Below are 19,170 nucleotides of genomic sequence, written 5' to 3'. Positions count from 1 at the left end.
CCGCTACGCTCGCCGCATGCCGCGCGTCTCCGCCCCCGTCCCCTCCCCCCGCCGCTGGTGGGCGGGCCCGCTGGACGTCGAACAGCTGGCCTGGGGCGCAGTCGAGGACGCCCGGGACGCGGTCCAGGCGCTCGTCGACGCGCGGGGGCAGGGATGGCGGGTCGGCACGTCGCCGGAGCTCGTCGCCGCCTCCTTCGCCGCCATCGAGCACCTGCGGGTGGTCGGCGAGCCCGTGGCGTCCTGGGCCCCGATGTCCGGCTTCGTCCGCGCGGTGGACGGCTGGGTGCGCACCCACGCGAACTATCCGCACCACGCGGCCGCCCTCGGCCGCGCGCTCGGGGCCACGGACCGCGCGTCGCTGGAGCGGGCCGTGGCGGGGCGAACCGCGCTGGACGTGGAGGAGGCGGTGCACGACGCCGGCGGGATCGCCGTGGCCGTCCGCCGCGCCACGCAGTGGGCCGCGCACCCGCAGGGCGTGGCGACGAGCGGCGAGCCGTGGGTCTCGGTGGACGCCGGCCGCGAGCGCGCTCCGCTCTCCGGCGGGGCACTGCCCCTGGACGGCGTGCGCGTCCTGGACCTGACCCGCGTGATCGCCGGGCCGGCCGGCTCGCAGCTCATGGCGTGCCTCGGTGCGGACGTGCTGCGCATCGACCCGCCGGCGCGGCCCGAGATCGACGCCCAGTTCCTCTCGAACGGGATGGGCAAGCGGTCCGCCACCGCGGACCTGGCCGAGCACCGCACCGAGCTGGAGGCGCTGCTGGCGGGGGCCGACGTCGTCCTGCTGGGCTACCGGCCCGGGTCCCTGGACCGCTTCGGCCTGGGTCCGGACGCGCTCGCGCAGCGGCACCCGCATCTGGTGGTCGGGTCCCTCTCGGCCTGGGGCGAGCGCGGCCCGTGGGCGCGGAGGGCGGGGTTCGACTCGATCGTGCAGGCCGCCTCGGGCGTCGCGCTGGCGTGCTCCCCGGACGACGGCGCCACCCCCGGCGCCCTGCCCGTGCAGGCGCTCGACCACGCGACCGGGTACGCCCTGGCGGCCGGGGTGGTGCGCCTGCTGGTGGAGGGGCGGGCCGGCGTGGTGTGGGCGAGCCTCCTGGGCGCGGCCCGGACGCTGCTCGGGTTCGCGGCCCCGCCGGAGGAACGGGTGGCGGAGCTGGGCGTGCCGCACGTGACGGTGCGGTCCGCCGCGGGCACGCTGAACACCGTGCCGCCGCCGCTCACGCTGGACGGGGCGAGCGTCGAGCGGGACGTGGCCGGCTACGGGGCGGCGTCACTGCGCTGGGCGTGAGGGGCGGGGCCGGCCGGAGCCGTCGGGGGACGGCATCGCCTCCGAGCGCGCGGATCCCGACCGGCTACGACCTCTGTGCTTCTTCCCGCCCAGGAAGCCGCCGGCCCCAGCGGTCCAACGCCGCCCAGCTCAGTGCATTCCGCCAGTCCGTCCTGGCGACAACGGCCCGTGCAGCGTCGACTTCAATGCATTCAGAGGGTTCCACCACTCCCCAGACCTGGCCCGAACGTCGTGTGCCGTCGAACCGTTGGAGCAGAACGCGGGTCTCTTGAGCACCGTTCTGGACGACGCGATTCTTGACGCAGCCACAGTCGTTCCGGCCCGCGCCCGCGCCCTCGACGAAAGCGGTCCATGCGAGGGCACTGGCATACCTGCGCCTGACCGACAGCCCAGCTCGCCGCGCAACCCCCGCCACCTGCGGCACAAGGAGCAGGCCTATGAGCCACGGCAGATCGGTCCGGAACACCTGGAGGCCCGGGAACCCTTCGCTAGGGGCGCCTTCCAGCATCTTCACCATCCCGACGACGAACAGCGCCGAGACGGCATACCCAGGCAAGGCCCACTTCCACCTCCGTGGCACGTAGGTGATCACCGCCGCGGCGAACAGGAGGCCGTATCGGGACAGACGAGCCCCCACACCCTCCACGCTGACCGAGCGGATGGTGCCCGAGAGCCTGGGCTCAGTGAGGAGAAGTACGGCTGCGCAGACGCCGAAGAGCAGCAGAGCCGCCGCCTCGACCACGCGCAGAAGCCGTTCCACCCGTCTCTGCCGCTCCGGCGTCCACGAGCTCGCACGGATGCCTCGCACCCTCCCGTTCTCGCCGACCAGGACGCCCGCATCCACCGTCATGCCCCGCTCACCTTTCCCGTCCTGCATCGGGTTCCGCGGCTCGCGGAAGCGCCTCCGCGATCTGTCGGAAGTAGTTGTGCCGCGACCATGCCTCGCGGTCTCCGATGACGTACAGCCGTCGCTTCGCCCGGCTGACGGCGACGTTGGCCAGGTTCACCCGGCTCGACGCCCAGTTCCGCGCACCGGGCTTGTCCGGGGCTCCCCCGAGCACGAAGAACACGACGTCGGCCTCTCGGCCCTGAGCCGTGTGGATCGTGCCGGCCGTCAGGCCCGGGAACTCGTCCGAGAGCACCCGCAAGGCATCCGCGACCTCGCGGAACGGAGAGATCGCGATGATCTCCGTGCAGGGGATCCCCCAGCGACGACACGCTTCAATGCCCCGCCTGACGCGCTCGATCTGGTTGGGCTGGAGGTGTGTGCCGGGGGTTCTCGCCGGGGTGTCCATCCACGAACTCGCGAAGATCTCCCCGTCACCGGTCCTCTCGAAGGGGTCCTCCTCCGGCCCCTTGCGCTGCACCCCGGAGACCATGAGTCCGCCGTAGGCGAGGTCGTTGCTCAAGGCGAACATCGGGTCGTCACATCGCCGGTGCACGCGCAGGGGCGAGCTCACCCAGACGTCATCCTCACCCTGCGGCAGAGTGGTGCCGTACCGGGAGACGCGGTCCGCGAGCCGTTGCACCGACGCCTCCGGTGCGATCCACGTCGAGGAGACACCGTGCGCCTTGGCCAGGCTCCGGGAGACGGTCACCGGGATCGTCACCACGGGCTCCAGCTGCAGCGGATCCCCGACCACGACGGCACGGTTCGCCCGCCAGATCGCCCCCGCCGCGTACTGGGGTGACGCCTGCCCGGCCTCGTCCACGAACAGCCAGCCGAGGGACTCACGGCCCATGCCGGTGAACATCCGGTCGAAGGACGCGAAGGTCGTCGAGACCAGCGGCACCAGGAGGAAGAACACCTGCCAGGCTGCCCGACGCTTCTCCGCCTCGAGGTCTCGGGGCGCAGCGCCCGCCATGACTTCCATGGCCGCCTGGAAGGAGGGCCGGAGGTCACGGGCCGCGGCCGCGATGAACGCACGGTGGAGCTCGAGCGCGGCCAGGAAGAGTTCCGTCCTGGCCTTCTCCATCTCCTCGTCCAGCCACGGCGTGGTCGTCTCGCGCGTCTGCGCATCGACGACGGCGGAGGGGTGCCGGCCGCCGAATCGTTCCTCGTCGGCGCGAACGGCGGCCTCGAGGTCCGCGAGATCCCCTCGTCTCCGGGCGCACTCGCCGTCGAGGTGCACGATCTGCGCCTCCAGTTCGCTGAGACGTCGTTCGGCCGCCTCGGTGTCGGCAGCGAGGGCGGCCCGGCCGGCATCGGCCGTGCTCCACGCCTCCAGCAAGGGCTGATAGGTCTCGCGCCACTGCTGGCCGGCCACCCCGAAGCTCGTGATGGTCTCCCAGAACCCCGGCTTGGCGTCACGGTGCAGGTCGAGTGCATCCCTGATCCGACCGGCCTCCGCCTGCGCTGCGGAGAGTTCGCGGCGGATCGCTTCGGCGCCCGCCCATTTCGCCGTTCGCTGGCGGCTGAGCTCGGCGAGACGCCGCTCGGCGGCCCGAACGGCCTCCCGTGCCGCGGCAGTCCTCACCGTCCGCTGAGCGGCGTCCCGGCGCTCGGTGAGACCGCGGTCCACCTCGTGGAGCGCTCGATGGAAGGCCTCCCGGGCGGCAGTCCACTGGGCCGGGGCGGAGGGGGACGCCGCCCAGTCCTTCAGCAGAGTGTCCAGCCCCCGCCCCCGTGCGCCCCGGCCTCCGCTTGCCCCTCCGAAGAGGACGGCGTCACGGAAGCGTGCGCGGTTGACCTTATTGCCGAGCCGCGCCGCCACGAGTCCCCAGGCGCCCGAACTGGCGGCAGCGGGCTGCTCCGCTGCCGGGCCGTCGCAGGCGCCCGGGGCCCCGTCTTCGTCCGCGTTCTCCACACCGAGTCCCAGGGCGGCGGTCGCCAGATCGGCGAAGTAGTCCGCGTCCGCACGGCCGGAGTCCTTGATGGCGTCGCGGTGGGGGATCTCCTCGGAGATGTTCTCCACGGCGGCGTTGTTCGCGGAGGCCACCACCATTTCGAATCCGGTGAGCTCCGGCCGTAGCTCGTGCACCGTCCGGTGCCTCCGTCCTTCCCCCGTCCATGCCAGGGTCCGTCCGGTGAAGGCCCCGGACGGATCCGCGAAGCCAGCCAGCTTGCGCGCCCGCTCGACGACGTTGGCGGCCAGGATGTCCCGGAGCATCGTCGTCTTGCCGGTCCCGGGCGGCCCGTTCACCCCCATGAGCCCGGGCTCGGCTCCTAGCTCGTTCAGGGCCCGGTTGACCGCAAACTGCTGGCTGCGCGCCAGAGCATACGACGTCTTCGCAGGCCACCGACCGGCCGGGACGCGGGCGGGCTCCACACCGGCGTCGACGATGTCGGGCCGGGCGACGACGTCGACCCGTCGCTGGGTGTCGACGTCGCCATCCGGTGTGAGGTAGGCATCGAGGGCGGGTCCGACGTCGCCCCGGGCGATCGCCTCACCCACGCGGTGCAGGTCGGACAGGTAGAAGCTGTTGAGGAAGTCGATGTCGGGGGTCTCGTCTCCGGACGACGCGGAGACCACTTGGCTGGCGATGCGGACCTCGTGGCCGGCCAACGCGGGCATCCCCTCCACGCCGGCGCTGTGCTGGGCCAACCGGATGAGCGCCACGAGCATGCCGGCGGTCAGCACGGGCTGTTCTCCGAAGGCGTCGTCGTCGGGTACGCCCGCCGCTCGGTCCGCGGCGTCCACGAACGCCTCCCCCGCCGCTTCGAAGCCATCGACCAGCGAGTCATCGAACCCCTCGCCTCGGCAGAGCCGGCCGATCCCCCACAGCGCGGAGGACAGGACGCCCGTGCCGCCGATCAGTCGCCCGTCTGCGTCCACGAGCGCGCCGGCGGCCGCGCTGCGTCCACCGGGTCGCTCGTCATAGGCGTCAGCGTCAGCCGGGAACGCCGAGTGCAGTGTCTGGTAGGCGTCCTCGAGTGCGTAGATCCGCAAATAGAGCGTGTGCCGCCACTCGCGGGCCGCCCCCTTCGTCGTGGGGGGCGGCGGGGCGAGCCGGTTCCAGGGCAGAGCGACGTCCCCGTCCTCGGCCCGCCACGTGATCACGCGCTTGCCGAAGGGGGGCGACGTCCGCGGGGTCAGCTTCGGCAGTGGCTGCGGGTCGAACAGCTCCTGCAGCTGCCAGAAGCGCACGATGTCCTGCTGAGTTCTCCCCCGAGTGTCTCCCATGGACCCATCCTCACATCCGGCGCCACCCTGGGCCGGACGATGTGCACGCCGGGTGGCTGGGCATGCTGACGGCGCTCAACGGGCATGGTCCGCTGGCCGATGACCAGCCCGTGGCGACGGGCACGCGGGTGGGCCTCAGCCCAGCCGATAGACATCGGCGAAGGGATCCCGCGTGCTGTCGGTGTGGGGCTCGTACTCGGCGCGCAGGGTGACGGCGCGGGCGGTGTCCGCATCGTAGAGGTCGGCGATCATCCCGGTGGCCATGTCCATCCCGGCGGCGACTCCGGACGAGGTCCACCGGTCCCGGTCGTGCACCCAGCGGGCGCGAGGCCGCCAGTCGACGTCGTCACCGAAGCCGGATGCCCAGGTGAAGGCGCGCTTGTTGGAGGTGGCCGAATAGCCCTCCAGCAGGCCCGCCGCGGCCAGGAGGGCGGATCCCGTGCAAACCGAGGCGACGAGGTCCGCCCTGCTGCCCGCCTGGCCGAGCCATGCCAGGAACCCTGCGTCATCGACAAGGGTCCGAGTGCCCTGGCCTCCCGGCACCATGAGGATGTCGGGTCTTGCAAGGTCTTCGTAGGCGAGATCGGCGACGACCCGGGCGCCCTTGGAACTGATCACCGGCCCCGTGTGGGGCCCCACGTACTCGATGGCCACGTCGGGCAGCGAGCCGAACAGCTGAACGGGTCCGAAGACGTCGAGGAGCTCGAACCCCTCAAAGAGCACGACGGAGAGCTTCCGCTGATCAGAGAACGTGGTTGGCACAGGGTCTTCCGTTCTGACGAAATGGAGGAGGTCGTTCAGCCCCGGAGGCGGGCGTACTGCTCGTCGTCGACGGGCTCGAGCCACACGTTGGACTGCTCGGCACCGGGCCGGATGAACGCGACGTGGCTGAACCAGCTGTCTGCTTTGGCGCCGGGGACTGGTGCATGGATAGGTGACAGTTTGCCTCACGCCGCGTGCGCGGTCGTGGGGTCCATGATCAACTCGTACTCGACCGGGGCCAACCGACCCAGCCGGTCCTGCCGGAGCCGCCGGTGATACGTCTTCTCGATCCACGCCACGATCGCCGTGCGTCACTCCTCCCGTGTGGCCCATTGCCGTCGATCGAGCACGTTCTTCTGCACGAGCGCCAAGAAGGACTCCATGGCCGCATTCTCCCCGGCCGAGCCGACCTGTCCCATCCAACCGAGCAGCCCGTGCCGGGTGAGGGCGTCCTGGAACAAGTTCAAGCGGAACTGGGCGCCTCGGTTTGAGTGGTGGATCAGACCTTCCCGACCCCGGCCGGCAATCCTGGAAGACGAAGGCCGACCCTGGGGTCAGTGACCGGCCCCGTGGTGCGCCTTCGAGAGCATGGCCGCTCGGGCGGCTTGCAGATGCCCCGAGGCTCGGCGCGGGCATTCCATCCCCCGTCTGCCCTTCGCCCCCCGGACAACGAAGTCCGTTCAGTTCCGGTTCAGTCCGAACCGGCGCGTCATCAGAGCGTCCTTGTAGTGCTTCTCCGCGGCGTCGATCTGGGCCTGCGGGGTATTGGAGCCGAACACGCGCAACAGGCTGAACGTGTACCGCTCCGGCTGGGCGGGGTCGAGCTCCAGGGCATCCCGGATGGCGACGTTCCCGCCATGTCCGTCACGGGCGTAGGCCTCCCACCGCCCGAGCACACCACGCTCACCGTCGGCCTTGCCCACGTAGCACTGGCTGGCAGCGTCGTCGGCGATCAGGTAGATCCCGTGTACGGCCTGCAGGGCGGTGCGCCAGCCTGCGTAGCGGGTCTCGGTCACCATTGACTGCAGGTCCCCGTAGCTGAGCAGCACGTGGTCGAAGCCGGGGAACGCCTCGGTGGTGGAGTCGGCGATCTCCAGGACGGGGAACCGCGCCGCCAGGTGGCCGCGCTTGACCCAGTTCACGGGGTCTGCGGACCACTCCACCACCAGGCGCTCCTCCAGGGAGGCCAGTAGCGGCACCGGCGCAACGTCGTAGTACCGGTGCCGCTCCGTGCGCTAAGCCACGTCCTCCCCGCGGTTCTCGTACACGGCGGTGAGGCGAGAACGACGCCCGCCCTCCCCATGAAGATCAGCCAGTGGCGGGCTGGCTCCTTCGGGAACTTCCCCACGTGGTGCTGCTCCCGCGTGTAGGCGAGCACGCTCTCCGGCGTGGCTGCCGCCCGCGATGGCAGCCCCGACTCCTTGTAGGTGTGGCGGATGGCCAGGACGTCGTGCGGGTCGAGGCCTGCGGCGGCGAGGACGGCCCCAAGGGTTAGGACAAAGGGCTCGGGGACGGGCTGGGTGGACTCCATGGGACCCCATTCTGCCGAGGACTCCTGATCATCCTTCCGGTGCGATGAGCCCTACGTGGAGCCTGTACCCAACTCAACTAACGAACAATATTCATCCCATATAGTTCAAGATTCCAGTGAATCCATTGCCGCAACGTTACGGAGTTTAGCATGCTCCGAGAGAGCCTGGGGCGCGTGCCATTTGACATAGAATGCGAAGAACGGGTCGAGAATATAGACCGAGCTCGTGTTTCCCTTTTCCAGATATTCCAGAACGGGGCGCTTCTTGGCGTTCGCAAACCGCAGGTTAGACCTTGAATCCGCGCTTAGAGGGGAACTCGCCGGAGCGTGGTCCAGGGACGACAGCGAGGTTGAGGTAGTCAAACCCTCCTCGACACCTTCGCTCAAGTCGGTCTCATCCACGACCTCGGAGTCGCCAAACGCCATTTTAGAGATATTGGAGAGACCAGCAGAGACGTCACTGGACCGGGGGGCCTGACCGGCCACAAGCACCTGAATCTCCTCCATTAAGCGCGCGCTTGTAAAAGTTAGGGGCGGAAGTGTGGAATTAAATCCGGAGAGTATCACACCGTACTTGTCGTGTCGCTGACCATTCACAAGGTCATATATGTTTCTCTTCTTGCCTCGCAGCTTTGTGCCTGCCAAGAACGTTTCGAACCATGCGGCCGACTCTTCAACATCGATCGCCGCCTCGAAAAATGTGCGCCACTGCTCCGGTGGAGCGAGTGGCACGGGGTGCTCCTGCTGCGTCTTGATTCCATTGAACTTGCACAGTTCGCGACAGAAAGTCTGCATCAGCTGGGGGCTTCCAAATGAATTCTCAGCTAGGATACTCGAAACAGTCGGATCATCAATGATTTTAAGTTTCTCGAATCCAAGTGAGGCGATCTGCATCAACTCTTCAGTGGACCAGAAGTCAATCTTGATCGTGGCCAGCCTTCCATTCATATCCGACTCCGCTCGCACCGCGTCTCCAACGCGATGGAAGGTCGACATCAGGACAACTGGAACATCATTCATGACTAAGGGCTTCAGAAACCGAATAATTGCCGTCTGGACGGCTGGCTCGATGTAGTGAAAATCATCTATCACGAGAACGTGACCAGAGACACGAAGCGCATCGGTCGCAACCTGACTTGCGGGGCGATTGACCGAAGCACTCTTCGAGTTTGTCGTGCTGAGACCAGTGGCGTCTTTAGCAGCAAACTTTCCAGCCCCAAGCAGATTCGCCTCGCCAGAAGTCTCATCGGTGGCAGTATATTCGTCAGCGCCAGCCACTTCGATGGTTGTAAATTCACCCGCGCGATCAACTACAAGTCTGTAAAAATCCTCAATCGACCCGACCAGACCACCATCAATCCAAATACGATTTTGGACCAAACGGCTCACCAGAACAGTCTTACCCGTCTTTGTGGGGCCAGAGATGGCGAGAATGGCCCCAAGCTCATCAAGGTAATCTTTTAGCTGATCTTCAATCTTGGAATTTTCTCGGGGGTTGTAGGTGTACTTGGGCAATTTTCCTGGCACAAATACGTCGCTAACTTTCAACATCTCAACCTCCGCATCAAATGGGGTCAGAACCCGCCAGAACCCCCGCCATCCTGTGCGAGGTTGCTGAACCGACTGTAGTGCCCCTGGAACCCCACCACAATGGTCTTCGTGGGGCCGTTGCGGTGCTTGGCCACGATCAGGTCCGCCTCGCCGGCGCGCGGGGACTCCTTGTCGTACACGTCCTCTCGGTGCAGCAGGATCACCATGTCCGCGTCCTGCTCGATCGAGCCGGATTCACGCAGGTCGGACACCTGCGGCCGCTTGTCCGTGCGCTGCTCCGATCCACGGTTGAGCTGGGACAGCGCGATCACCGGCACGTCGAGCTCCTTGGCCAGCAGCTTGAGGGCGCGGGAGAACTCGGCAACCTCCTGCTGGCGGGACTCGACCTTCTTGCCCGAGCTCATGAGCTGCAGGTAGTCCAGCACCACCATCTTGAGGTTGTTCTTCTGCTTGAGCCGCCGGCACTTGGCGCGGATCTCCATCATGGTCATGTTCGGGGAGTCGTCGATGAAGAACGGCGCCTCGTTCAGCCGCCCCACGGTCGCGGCGATCTTGGACCACTGGTCGTCCCGGATGGTGCCCTTGCGCAGGTCCTGCAGCGCGATCGTCGCCTCGGCGCTCAGCAGCCGCATGGCGATCTCGTTCTTGCCCATCTCGAGGCTGAAGAACACGGTGGCCATGTTGTGGTGGATGGCCGCGGCCCGCGCGAAGTCCAGCGCGAGCGTGGACTTGCCGACAGCAGGGCGCGCCGCGATCACGATCATCTGCCCGCCGTGCAGGCCCTGCGTCAGCTCGTCGAAGTCGTAGAAGTCGGTGGGGACGCCCGTCAGGCCCTCCCCCTGGTTGCCGGCCGCCTCGATCTCGTCGACGGCATGCTCCATGATCTCCGCGAGGCGCACGTAGTCCTCGGACTGGCGGTTCTCCGCCACCTTGTAGATCTCGGACTGGGCCTCGTTGACGATCTCCTCGACCTCGCCGTCGCCCTGATACCCCAGCTGGGTGATCTTGGTGCCGGCAGAGACCAGGCGCCGCAGCACGGCCTTCTCCGCCACGATCTCCGCGTAGAAGCTGGCGTTGGCGGCGGTGGGCACGGTCTGGATGAGCTCGTGCAGCACGGCCGGGCCGCCCACCTTGGTGAGCTCCTGGCGCTTGTTCAGCAGGTCCGCCACGGTGACGGCGTCGGCGGGCTCGCCGCGTCCGTAGAGGTCGATGATCGCCTCGTAGATCATCTCGTGGCTCGGCCGGTAGAAGTCGTGCCCGCGCAGCAGCTCCACCACGTCCGCGATCGCGTCCTTGGACAGCATCATGCCGCCCAGCACCGAGCGCTCCGCCTCCAGATCCTGAGGCGGCAGGAACCGCTCAGGGGTGCGGTCGCCGCCGTAGGAGCCCGAGTCTCCGTAGTCTTCAGTCAACGTGCGGAGACTCCCTTCCCACGGCCACCACGACGGCGACCCACGGCCGGGATCCCCCGGCTCACCTTCCTGACGGCATCCCCGCCCGGCCGCCCGCCCCCATGCAGGCGGGGACGTGGCGGTCCCCGGGGCGACGGTCTGGACGGATGCGCGCCTGTCAGTGGTCACCTGCGGCCAATACCCGCCCTCGCGTTGGGGATACCACGGGACACTACGCGCGGCGGGGAGGTCGGGCAACCGCGTTTTCCACAACCTGTGTGGACAACATGGGGATTCGGCGGCGTGTCGTGTGCACATGCTGGGGAGAACCCTGGGGAGAACTCCTCGGATCCGCGGCCCATCCGACTCTGACATGGGACGATGCAGCAGGAAGGAAGGTGCACCCAAGTTTTTCCACCCCGCCTCGGCCCGCTCCGACGACTTGACAGATGGTGGATTCGAGGTGAACAACCCCACCGCCACCCGTCTGACAGGCCTTCTTTCCACACCGCCGCCCGCGTCGTCCACACGTGTGGACAACTTCTGTGGACAGATCCGTTCGATCTGGGGACGGCCGCGTTGACGCGGCCCCCGCCGCGGGTGTTCACTGCCCCGCCGTCGCCCGTGGGGGCGGGGCTCAGCTCTCCCCGGACTCCGCGTCCGGGCGGACCGCCGGCTCGGCGGGCGGGGCCTCGATGATGGGGTTCTTCGGCAGCTTCTTCACCCGCTTGGGGCGCTGGGAGCGGGCCGGGATGAGCGCGCGCATGTTCTCCGTCTTGCCGAAGCAGAGCAGGCGGTCGCCCTCCTCGAGGACCTTCGAGTCCGCGGGATTGGGGAACACGGAGGCGCCGCGATGCAGCGTGAGCACCTGCAGGTCCTTCTCCAGCAGGCCGGAGTCCTCGATGCTCTGACCGGCCATGTCCGAGCCGGCCAGCACAGCGATCTCCGCCACGCCGTACCCGGTGGACACGGCCAGGCGCTGGCGCACGTCCACCTCCGGGAACCCGGCCTGGTCCGCGATGTAGTCCACGATCGCCCCGGCCACGTCCAGCGTGGTGGCGCGCTCGATGCCCTCCAGCCCGGGCGAGGAGTTGACCTCCATGACCAGGGGACCGTCCTCGCCCTCCAGCATGTCCACGCCGGCCACGCGCAGGCCCATGATGTGGGCGGCGCGCACGGCGGTCTCGGCGTACTCCTCGCTGAGCTCCACCTGCTCCACGGTGCCGCCGCGGTGCACGTTGGAGCGGAACTCGTCCCCCTGCGCGCGACGGCGCATGGCGGCCACCACGCGGTCCCCCACCACGAGGGCGCGGACGTCCTTGCCCTTGGACTCCTCCACGAACCGCTGGATCAGCACCTGCTGGTTGGTGCCGTGGAGGGTCTCGATGATGGCCTCGGCCACCTTCTTGGTGGGAGCCAGGATGACGCCGATGCCCTGGGTGCCCTCGAGCAGCTTGATGACCACGGGGGCGCCGCCGACCATGTCGATCGCCGTGGAGACCTCGCCGCGGTTGCGCACGAACACGGTGGCCGGCTGGGCGATCCCGTGCCGGGAGAGGATCTGCGAGGCGCGCAGCTTGTCCCGCGAGTTCATGATGCCCGCGGCCGTGTTGGGCGTGTACACGTCCATCTGCTCGAACTGGCGGACCACGGCCGTGCCGAAGTACGTCACCGAGTTGCCGATGCGCGGCAGCACGGCGTCGTAGCTGGAGAGCGGCTTGCCGCGGAACATCATGTCCGGCTCGTCGCCGGCCAGGTCGATCCCGAATCGCAGGGTGTCGAGGACCTTCACGTCGTGCCCACGGTCCAGCGCCGCCGACTTCAGACGCTGCGTGGAATAGGCCCGCAGGGAACGGGAGAGGATCGCGAGCTTCACCGGGGGCACCTGCCAAGATGGGTCACGTGACGGAATCCAACCACACCCCGGGCCGCGCCGCCGCTCGTCCGCCCCACGGGGACGCGCACGACGCCGCCCCCCGCCCCGCGCAGGCCGACGCCGACGCGCGCCCCGTGCGCGAGGCCGCGACCGGCGTCGTGGTGGGCTGGCGCGAGTGGGTGGGCCTGCCCGAGGCGATGACGCCGTGGATCAAGGCGAAGATCGACACGGGCGCCCGCACGTCGGCACTGCACGCGTTCGGGATCGAGCGGTACACGGGCGCAGACGGGGCCGCGCGGGTGTGGTTCGAGGTGCACCCCTGGCAGGCCTCCGCGGCCGACGCCCGCACCGTGGACCTGCCCGTGGCGGACCTGCGCGCCGTCCGCTCCTCCAACGGCGAGGTCCAGGAGCGCGTGGTGGTGATGATGCCGCTGCGCCTGGCCGGGCGCACCGTGGACGCCGAGGTCACCCTCACACACCGCGACGAGATGGGCTTCCGCATGCTCGTGGGCCGCACCGCGCTCGCCAAGGGCTTCCTCGTGGACCCGGGCGCCTCCTACCTGGGCGGCCAGCCCCCGCGCGGCGTGCGCCGCCGCAACCGGGGCCACGCGTGAGCGCCCCCCAGAAGGACCCGGACCGCGGCGGCCGAACCGGGGACGAGGCCGCCGCGGAGAAGGCGACCGGCCGGCGTCGTGCGTCCCGCGCGCCCTTCGAGCTGGCGGGCGTGGAGGTCCGCCCCGGCCGCCGCCACGAGGTCTCCCTGCCCGTCTCCCGGCTGGTCACGGGCGCGGAGGTCACCCTGCCCGTGCACGTGCTGCACGGGCGCGAGGACGGCCCCACGGTCTGGGTCTCCGCGGCCGTCCACGGGGACGAGGTGGCGGGCATCGAGATCGTCCGCCGCGTGCTGGAGCGGCTGAAGCCCTCCCGGATGCGGGGCACCCTGCTGGCCCTGCCCATCGTCAACGTGCTCGGCGTGATGACCGGGGACCGCTACCTCCCGGACCGCCGGGACCTCAACCGGTCCTTCCCCGGCGCGGCGCGGGGCTCGCTGGCCGCGCGGATCGCGCACCTGATGATGAGCGAGGTGGTGAGGCGCTGCGAGGTGGGGATCGACCTGCACACCGGCGCGGACCGGCGCTCGAACCTCCCGCAGATCCGCTGCGACCTCGAGGACCCGCGCACCCGCGCCCTCGCCGAGTCCTTCGGCGCCCCCGTCCTCTTCCACGCCCGGCTGCGGGACGGCTCCCTGCGCGCGGCCGCCCGGGAGACCGGGGCCCGCGTGCTCCTCTACGAGGCCGGCGAGGCCTGGCGGTTCGACGAGTACGCGATCTCCCCCGGCGTGGAGGGCGTGCTGCGCGTGCTGGCCGCCCTGGGCATGGTGGCCGCCGAGGACGTGGGCCTGGCCACCCCGGTGGACGCCCCGGCTCCGCTGCCCGGCGAGGTCCCCGAGGACCGCACCACGGAGGTGCCCGAGGCGCTCGACGCGACCGGCAGGGACACCGGCGGCGTGCACGCGGACGTGGTGGACGGGGACCTGGCCGCCCCGCACCGGGTGTGGCACTCCCGCTGGGTGCGCGCACGCGCGGACGGCCTGGTCCACCTGGACGTCGCCCTGGGCGAGCAGGTGACGGCCGGCGACCGGATCGGCGCGCTCTACGACTCCTTCGGGCGGCGCCGGTCGGACGTGAAGGCCGAGCTCACCGGCGTGGTCCTCGGCCGCACCGAGGCCCCGCTGGTGCACCGCGGCGACGCGCTCGTGCACATCGGCGAGCTGGACGGCCGCCCCGCCGGCACGTTCCCGGCCCCGTCCCCGGGCCGGCGCACCGCCCCCTCGGTCGCCGAGGGCGATCCCGAGGCCGAGGCGCCGCCGGCGGCCACGCCCTGACGCACGACGCCGGCCGCCTCCGGGTGGGGGCGGCCGGCGTCGTGCGCGGGAGGGGTCCGGTCAGCCGAGCGGGATGCGGCCCTTCAGCGAGCCGAGGTCCGCGACCGGCTCCTGGGCGGTCCGCTCGATGAGCGCCCGGGCCTGGGGCACGGAGTCCCACACGTTCCACAGCAGGACGCCGCGGACGTGGCCGGCCTCGTCCGCGTAGTACACCACCGCGGTGGAGGGGTCGGGCCGGCCGTCCTCCCCGGTGGCCAGGTCCACCACCGTGCGGTGCCGGGTGTCCAGCTCGCCGATGGCCTCGTAGCCGTAGTCGAAGAGGTCGGCCCAGAAGAACGGGGTGTGCGTGTACGCCTGGTCCGCGCCCACCATGTTCCGGCCGGCCGTGGCGCCCTGGGTCTCGGCGGCGTCCGCGTGCTCCACGCGGCGCTCGCCCAGGAGGGCGTCCGGGAACGTGGCGATGTCGCCGGCCGCGTAGACGTCCGGGGCGGAGGTGCGCAGGCGGTCGTCCACCCGCACGCCCTGGTCCGCGAGCGCGAGGCCGGCGGCCTCAGCCAGCGTGGCGCGCGGGCGGACGCCGAGGGCGAGCACGAGCAGGTCGGCGCGCAGCTCGGTGCCGTCCTCGAGGCGGGCGGTGACGGCGTCGCCGGACTCCGCGGCGGAGGCCAGGCGGCCCTCCGCGATCCGCACGCCCTTCTCCTGGAAGGTCGCCTCGACCGCGGCGGAGAGCTCGGCGGGCAGCATGCGCGCCAGCAGCGGACGGTGCGGCACCACCAGGGTGACGTCCGTCCCCGCCATGGTCAGGCCCGCGGCGAGCTCCGTGCCGATGTACCCGCCGCCCACCACGACGGCCGTGGTGCCCGGGCCGGAGGCCTCCTTGAGGCGCCGGTAGTCCGCCACGGTCCGGTAGGTGTGCACGCGCTCGCTCTGGGGGATCCCCGCGGCGACGGGCTCCGCGCCGGTGGCCAGCAGCAGCGAGCCGTAGCCCACCGTCCGGCCGTCCACGGTCACCGTGTGGGCCTGCGGGTCGATCGCCGTGACCTCGGCACCCAGGCGGTACGCGGTGCGCTCGCCCGGGGCCGTGCCCTCCGAGTCCGGGGTGGCCAGGATGGAGTCCTCCACGTGGGCGTCCGCGTCCGCCCACAGGGTCTTGGACAGGTCCGGCCGGTACACCGGGGCGGCCGTGTCCGCGCTCACGACGGCGACGCTCGCCTCGGGGGCGAGCTCGCGGATGGACTCCACGGCCTTCGCGGCGGCCATGCCGCCGCCCACGATCACGTGGTCGTAGCGCTCGGCCAGCGGGGCCTGCGTGGCGATGGCCTGGCCGGTCGGGTCCAGGTCGGGGGTGGTGGTCTTCTGCTCGGACATGGTCGAACCTCCTCGGAACGGTCCTTCACTTTTGTAAGAAAATCATCCCCCTCGACGGCGGCGGAGGGAAGGCCCGCCCGACGCGCGCCCCCGGACACCGCGGTCATCAGCGAGTAGAAGATCATCGCGAGGAAGAAGTACGTGACCCCCACCAACACGAAGGGGCGCGTCCACAGCCGCTGCGAGGCGGGGTGGGCGCCGGAGGGCGCGGGAGGCTGCGCGGCCGGGGACATGCCTGCCATTGTGCCCCGATCCCGCGGGGACGGCCCGGGCCCCGGGCACGACGCCGCCCCGCCCCCTCGCGCGGAGGGGACGGGGCGGCGTCGGCGTGGCCCCGGTGAGGGGGCCGGCTCAGAAGCGGACGATCACTTCTTGGAGCCCTTGGCGGCCACGACCTGCAGGGCGACGGTCGCGGTGACCTCGTCGTGCAGGCGGACCTGGGCCTCGTGGTTGCCCACGGTCTTGATGTGGTTCGGCAGGGTCACCGAACGCTTGGACACGGAGCCCAGGCCGGCGGCCTCGATCGCCTCGGCCACGTCGGCGGCCTGGACGGCGCCGAACAGGCGGCCCTCGGCGCCGGCCTTGCGGTCGATGCGCACGGTGGCGGACTGCAGCTTGGCGGCCAGGGCCTGAGCCTCCTCGAGGTTCGCCGTGGCGCGCGCGGCGCGGGCGGCCTTCAGGGACTCGACCTGCTTCTCACCGCCCTGCGTCCACACGGTCGCGAAACCGCGGGGCAGCAGGTAGTTGCGGGCATACCCGTTCTTCACCTCGACGACGTCGCCGTCGATGCCGAGGCCGGGGACCTCCTGGGTCAGGATGAGCTTTGCCATCTTGGATTCCTCTCCTTCGCTCGCTCGATCAGCCGCGGCCCGCGCCGGCGTACGGCAGCAGGGCGACCTCGCGGGCGTTCTTGATGGCCTGCGCGATCTTGCGCTGCTCCTGGACGGTCACGCCGGTCACGCGACGGGCGCGGATCTTCCCGCGGTCCGAGATGAACTTGCGCAGGAGAGCGACGTCCTTGTAGTCGATCTCGGTGATCTTCGCCGCCTTGAGCGGGTTGGACTTCGGTTTGGGCTTGCGGAGTTCAGCCTTCGCCATCGTGGTGCTCCTTCTTGTTGGGAGCCCGCAGAACGGTTCTGCGGGATGGGATCCCCGCGCTCGGCGCGAGGGTGCGCCGCGGCGGTGCCGCGGTGCGGGGATGTGGCCAGCCGGGGCGGGCCTCCGGGCGACGAACGCCCGGACGGGTGTCCTGCGGGTGTCCCGGGTCGGGACGACGGCTCCGGGGGAGCCGGGGTCGATCAGAACGGGGGCTCGCCGTTGGACGGGGTGTCCCATCCACCGCCGCCGCTGCCGGACCAGGGGTCCTGCGCCGGGGCCGACTGGCCGCCACCGGAGGGCTGTCCCCAGCCGCCCGACTGCTGCTGGCCGCCGCCGAAGCCGCCGCCGCCCTGCGGGGAGCCGCCGAAGCCGCCGCCCTGCTGGCCGCCGCCGAACCCACCGCCACCGCCGCCACCGCGCTGCGAGCGCGTGACCTTGGCGGTGGCGAACTTGAGCGCGGGGCCCACCTCGTCCACCTGGAGCTCCCAGGACGTGCGCTTGTTGCCCTCGCGGTCCTGGTAGGAGTTGGCCTTGAGACGACCCTGGACGATGACGCGCATGCCCTTGGTCAGGGACTCGGCCACGTTCTCAGCGGCCTCGCGCCACACCGAGCAGCGGACGAAGAGGGCCTCCTCGTCCTTCCACTCGTTGGTCTGACGGTCGAACGTGCGGGGCGTCGACGCGACGGTGAAGTTCGCGACGGCGGCGCCGTTCGGGGTGAAGCGCAGCTCGGGGTCGGCGGTGAGGTTGCCGACCACGGTGATGACGGTCTCTCCGGCCATGGTCACTCCTGTGTTCGCGGGGTGGGGTGTGCGGGCGGGGGTGTCCCGACCCGGGGGAAGATCACTCGGCGGAGATCTTCTGCTCCTCCGGGCGGATGATCTTGGTGCGCAGGATGGTCTCGTTCAGGTTCAGGACGCGGTCCAGCTCCTGGGTGGCGGCCGGCTCGGCCGTGAAGTCGACGACCACGTAGATGGCCTCGGACTTCTTCTGGATCTCGTAGGCGGTCTTGCGACGACCCCACACATCGATCTTCTCGACGGTGCCGCCGGCGTTCGTGACGACCTCGAGGTACTTCTTCAGGGTCGGCTCCACGGTGCGCTCGTCGACCTCAGGGTCGATCAGCACCATCAGCTCATAAGCACGCATGCGAACCCACCTCCTCTGGGCTTGCGGCCACGGTCTCTCCGTGGCAGGAGGTTCTGTGCTCGTCCCCCGCGCGTCAGTCCACACTCTTGGCGGCACGCAGGGAATCCTGGCAAGTCTACCACCGGCGGCAACCGGGTGGGCTGTGGACTATGCCACCCGGGCCGGCCGGGCCGGGGTGCCCCGGACGCCCGGCCCGTCGACCCCCGCGATGCGCGGCGCCGCGGCGAGGAGCCGACCCCGGCCGAGCTGGCGGTCGCGGTGGCCCGTGCGGATCGCAGCGTCGTCGTCACCCACGCCACCGCCGCCGCACTGTGGGGCATCTGGCTCCCTTCGGCAAGTCCGCAGGAGGCCCACGTGACTCGGCTGCGCGGGCGGCAGCGGCCCCTGCGCGCGGGCGTCGTCGGCCACCGCATGACACTGGCGGCGGAGCATGTTTGGGAGATGGGCGCGGGCCGGGCGGCATGGTCAGTGACGTCTCCGGCGTGGACCTGGACCGATCTCGCAGCGGGCGGTCTCGGCGTGGAGGAGCTGACCATCGCCGGGGACTCCCTGCTGCGCCGGCCTGACGGCCCCCGCGGCGAGGCCGCCCTCCCCGTGGCGCACCCGCTCGCCGACCTCACCGGGCTGCGCGCCGTCGTCGAGGGGAGGGCGAACCTGCGCGGGAAACGGCGGATCCTCGCGGCGCTCGAGCACACGCGCTCCGGCTCCGACTCTCCGATGGAGTCCCGCCTGCGGCTTCGGCTCGTGGCGGCGGGAGTGCCGGAGCCGGAACTCAACGTGCGCGTGCCCCTGGGCCCGGACAGACGGACGGGCGCAACGAGGTGGACGGGCCCCGTGACCTGGTGTGGCGCGAGGCGCGCGTCGCCATCGAGTACGAGGGGGCCCACCACTTCGAGGATGCTGACCAGTACCGGCGGGACATGCGCCGTGACGAGGAGCTGCGCGCCCTGGGCTGGGTGGTGCTGCGAGTGGACCGCGACGTCTGGACGCCGCAGGGGTGGGAGGTGTTCCTGGGCCGGCTGGGCGCCGCCCTCGCCCGGTGGTCATGCTGACGTCGAGTGGCTTCGCGTTCCACCGGATCGCGCCGATCAGGCGGAACGCGAAGCCACTCGATGGGGAGGTACGCGGCCGGGCTCCGCCGCGCGGTCCC

Annotated in this window: 17 protein-coding genes and 1 pseudogene; 4 read left to right on the top strand and 14 right to left on the bottom strand. The window is 70.5% G+C overall.

The features are described from left to right. The first annotated feature begins 16 nt into the window (after positions 1 to 16). Positions 17 to 1,285 (top strand): CoA transferase, encoded by a 1,269-nt coding sequence (locus KW076_RS02070; RefSeq protein ID WP_224356004.1) that lies wholly within the window; start codon positions 17 to 19, stop codon positions 1,283 to 1,285. A 64-nt stretch (positions 1,286 to 1,349) separates the two neighbouring features. On the opposite strand, the gene KW076_RS02065 is transcribed toward KW076_RS02070, so the two are convergent. The 9 genes and pseudogenes from KW076_RS02065 to rimK form a co-directional block, all read right to left on the bottom strand. After that, positions 1,350 to 2,135 carry a hypothetical protein gene (locus KW076_RS02065; RefSeq protein ID WP_224356003.1) on the bottom strand — a complete coding sequence of 262 codons (786 nt, stop codon included), beginning with the start codon at positions 2,133 to 2,135 and terminating at the stop codon, positions 1,350 to 1,352. A 7-nt stretch (positions 2,136 to 2,142) separates the two neighbouring features. Continuing rightward, entirely contained in the window at positions 2,143 to 5,409 is a 3,267-nt protein-coding gene (locus tag KW076_RS02060; protein ID WP_224356001.1) for a DEAD/DEAH box helicase, read from the bottom strand. 135 nt (positions 5,410 to 5,544) lie between these two features. Beyond that, positions 5,545 to 6,171, bottom strand: coding sequence for a DJ-1/PfpI family protein (locus KW076_RS02055; RefSeq protein WP_224356000.1), 627 nt, complete (start codon positions 6,169 to 6,171; stop codon positions 5,545 to 5,547). 185 nt (positions 6,172 to 6,356) lie between these two features. Beyond that, positions 6,357 to 6,665: pseudogene (locus tag KW076_RS02050) on the bottom strand (IS3 family transposase); the annotation flags it as partial. Between the two features lie 186 nt (positions 6,666 to 6,851). Continuing rightward, positions 6,852 to 7,370, bottom strand: coding sequence for a GIY-YIG nuclease family protein (locus tag KW076_RS02045; protein ID WP_224355999.1), 519 nt, complete (start codon positions 7,368 to 7,370; stop codon positions 6,852 to 6,854). Beyond that, positions 7,310 to 7,702, bottom strand: a complete 393-nt coding sequence (locus KW076_RS02040; RefSeq protein ID WP_224355997.1) for a hypothetical protein — start codon at positions 7,700 to 7,702, stop codon at positions 7,310 to 7,312. The genes KW076_RS02045 and KW076_RS02040 overlap by 61 nt, the downstream gene beginning before the upstream one ends. 105 nt (positions 7,703 to 7,807) lie before the next feature. Then, on the bottom strand, positions 7,808 to 9,217 hold the full coding sequence (locus tag KW076_RS02035) for a P-loop NTPase family protein (protein ID WP_224355996.1): 1,410 nt from the start codon (positions 9,215 to 9,217) through the stop codon (positions 7,808 to 7,810). A 59-nt stretch (positions 9,218 to 9,276) separates the two neighbouring features. Next, positions 9,277 to 10,665, bottom strand: a complete 1,389-nt coding sequence (gene dnaB, locus KW076_RS02030; protein WP_434084351.1) for a replicative DNA helicase — start codon at positions 10,663 to 10,665, stop codon at positions 9,277 to 9,279. Positions 10,666 to 11,281: 616 nt separating this feature from the next. Continuing rightward, positions 11,282 to 12,520 (bottom strand): 30S ribosomal protein S6--L-glutamate ligase, encoded by a 1,239-nt coding sequence (gene rimK, locus KW076_RS02025; protein WP_224355994.1) that lies wholly within the window; start codon positions 12,518 to 12,520, stop codon positions 11,282 to 11,284. 26 nt (positions 12,521 to 12,546) lie between these two features. Here rimK and KW076_RS02020 point away from each other — a divergent pair, with 26 nt between their 5' ends. Continuing rightward, a complete protein-coding gene (locus tag KW076_RS02020) occupies positions 12,547 to 13,134 on the top strand; it encodes an ATP-dependent zinc protease family protein (RefSeq protein WP_434084350.1) in 588 nt (195 codons plus the stop codon). A 101-nt stretch (positions 13,135 to 13,235) separates the two neighbouring features. Continuing rightward, positions 13,236 to 14,405 carry a succinylglutamate desuccinylase/aspartoacylase family protein gene (locus KW076_RS02015; RefSeq protein ID WP_224356757.1) on the top strand — a complete coding sequence of 390 codons (1,170 nt, stop codon included), beginning with the start codon at positions 13,236 to 13,238 and terminating at the stop codon, positions 14,403 to 14,405. A gap of 60 nt (positions 14,406 to 14,465) precedes the next feature. On the opposite strand, the gene KW076_RS02010 is transcribed toward KW076_RS02015, so the two are convergent. From KW076_RS02010 to rpsF, 5 genes are all read right to left on the bottom strand, one after another. Beyond that, a complete protein-coding gene (locus KW076_RS02010) occupies positions 14,466 to 15,773 on the bottom strand; it encodes an NAD(P)/FAD-dependent oxidoreductase (RefSeq protein ID WP_224355993.1) in 1,308 nt (435 codons plus the stop codon). A gap of 365 nt (positions 15,774 to 16,138) precedes the next feature. Then, complete coding sequence (rplI, locus tag KW076_RS02005; protein WP_224355991.1) at positions 16,139 to 16,603, bottom strand: 50S ribosomal protein L9; 465 nt, start codon at positions 16,601 to 16,603, stop codon at positions 16,139 to 16,141. 28 nt (positions 16,604 to 16,631) lie between these two features. After that, positions 16,632 to 16,871: a 30S ribosomal protein S18 gene (rpsR, locus tag KW076_RS02000; protein ID WP_224355990.1), complete on the bottom strand. Its 240-nt coding sequence runs from the start codon at positions 16,869 to 16,871 to the stop codon at positions 16,632 to 16,634. 200 nt (positions 16,872 to 17,071) lie between these two features. Next, complete coding sequence (locus KW076_RS01995) at positions 17,072 to 17,653, bottom strand: single-stranded DNA-binding protein (protein ID WP_224355989.1); 582 nt, start codon at positions 17,651 to 17,653, stop codon at positions 17,072 to 17,074. 61 nt (positions 17,654 to 17,714) lie between these two features. Further along, entirely contained in the window at positions 17,715 to 18,020 is a 306-nt protein-coding gene (gene rpsF / locus KW076_RS01990) for a 30S ribosomal protein S6 (protein ID WP_224355988.1), read from the bottom strand. An 821-nt stretch (positions 18,021 to 18,841) separates the two neighbouring features. Here rpsF and KW076_RS01985 point away from each other — a divergent pair. Next, positions 18,842 to 19,072 (top strand): DUF559 domain-containing protein, encoded by a 231-nt coding sequence (locus KW076_RS01985; protein WP_224355987.1) that lies wholly within the window; start codon positions 18,842 to 18,844, stop codon positions 19,070 to 19,072. Positions 19,073 to 19,170: the final 98 nt, after the last annotated feature.

The sequence above is a fragment of the Micrococcus porci genome, from assembly GCF_020097155.1.
In the GTDB taxonomy this organism is placed as follows: domain Bacteria; phylum Actinomycetota; class Actinomycetes; order Actinomycetales; family Micrococcaceae; genus Micrococcus; species Micrococcus porci.
This window is presented reverse-complemented; position numbering and strand designations above follow the sequence as displayed.